The 1,603-nt window shown below is 61.3% G+C and carries 2 protein-coding genes; both read right to left on the bottom strand.

Going from position 1 to position 1,603, the window contains the following annotated elements; translation table 11 throughout:
* Positions 1-20: 20 nt before the first annotated feature.
* Positions 21-884 (bottom strand): 4-hydroxy-tetrahydrodipicolinate synthase, encoded by an 864-nt coding sequence (gene dapA / locus HX846_RS32805; RefSeq protein WP_177122951.1) that lies wholly within the window; start codon positions 882-884, stop codon positions 21-23.
* A 292-nt stretch (positions 885-1,176) separates the two neighbouring features.
* The coding region (locus HX846_RS32800) for an alpha/beta hydrolase fold domain-containing protein (RefSeq protein WP_178967011.1) at positions 1,177-1,603 on the bottom strand (427 nt) is incomplete at its 5' end.

The raw sequence follows: 1,603 nt of genomic DNA, 5'->3' as shown, positions 1-1,603 counted from the left end.
GCAAGCTCCCTCGCCACGGGTCATTGCCGCACGCCTAATACTTGCTGCAACCGATTTGTCACCGTCTCACTCGCCCCCAACATCGGCGCCCGCAACTCACTGCCGATCAAACCCTCCATCGCCAGCGCGGCCTTCACCGGTGCCGGATTGGGCTCCACGAACAGTGTGTGAATCAACGGCAGCAGCCCGAAAAACGTCTCGCGAGCCGCCAGCAACCGGTTGTCGCGAACCTGTCGATGCAGCGCCACAAAATCTGCGGTACGCACATGCGCCGACGCGGCAATCGCGCCGGTCGCTCCCAGGCACAGCGCGTTGAATATCTGCACATCCTCGCCACACAACACATCCACATTCCCGCTGGCCAGCAGCGCCAGGGTATTGGCCAGGTTGCCGCCACAATCCTTGATCGCGACGATCCGTTCATGGGCGACGATGTTCAGCAACGTCGCCTGTTCGAAGGCGATACCGGTGCGGTAGGGAATGTCATACAGAATGATCGGCACACTGGACGCATCGGCCACGGTGCGGAAGAACGCTTCAAGGCCCGCCTGGGACGGGCGGATGTAGCTCGGCGGCGGTACCAGCAAACCGGCCACCGCGCGTTGCTGGATTTCACTCTGGAACTGCAGCAGCTCAATCTGGTTATACCCCGCCAGGCCCATCACCACCTGCTGCGGCGGTACCAGTTCCAGTACGGCATCCAGCATCGCCAATTGCTCACGGCGGCTCAGTGCTGCGGCTTCGCCGGTGGTGGTACAGACCATGATCCCGGCCACGCCTTGTTCCAGCAGATGGCAGACCAGGCGGCGCAAGCCGATGAAGTCGATGGCGCCGTTATGAAACGGTGTAACGACGGGAACCCAGATACCTTGAAACGATGACATGCGCTTTCTCCTGATGGTTGACCGATTTCGTCACCGTCAGAAGGGCAGAGGGAAGTAAGCAAGAGGAGGGGGCCTTCGCGCTCAATGTCCTGTCAGCTCATCTGACGGGACAGCGCGCCCCGGTCACATGAGCGACTGTTTCTTCGATTTGAGGGCGTGCGCAACGCAACCTTGCGCCTTGGCAATCAAGCCAATGACGGAAAAGTTGAAGGTCGTTGCAGACATTGAGGACACACCCTGAAGAAGTCGCTTATCTTTATGGATTATTACAGGGTGTGTCAACTCACGGCGATCAGTCGCGGTTCAACCAGTGGCGCACGAAACGCACCTGCTCTGCCGACAGTTCTGCGTCTTCCGGCGCGCCCATGAAACCGCCGTGGGGCATTGCTTCAAAGATGTGCAGTTCCACCGGTACCTCGGCCCGGCGCAGCGCCCGGTGCAGGCGTACGGCGTTGGACAGGAACAGGTCGCGGGTGCCGCTTTGCACGAACGTCGGCGGGAAGCCTGGTGCGAAATCCCCGAACAGCGGCGACAGGTACGGGTGAGACAAATCCGCGCCAGCGGCGTACAGCAGGTTGGTGCTCATCAGCGGGTTGGGCAACACCACGTCGACGGTGCGGTTGACCTGGAAGCTGTCGCCCGATTCGGTCAGGTCCACTTCAGGTGACAGCAATACCAGCGCGGCCGGCAGCGGCAAGCCTTCGTCGCGGGCGCGCAGC

The sequence above is a fragment of the Pseudomonas sp. K5002 genome, assembly GCF_013386655.1.
GTDB lineage: Bacteria > Pseudomonadota > Gammaproteobacteria > Pseudomonadales > Pseudomonadaceae > Aquipseudomonas.
This window is presented reverse-complemented; position numbering and strand designations above follow the sequence as displayed.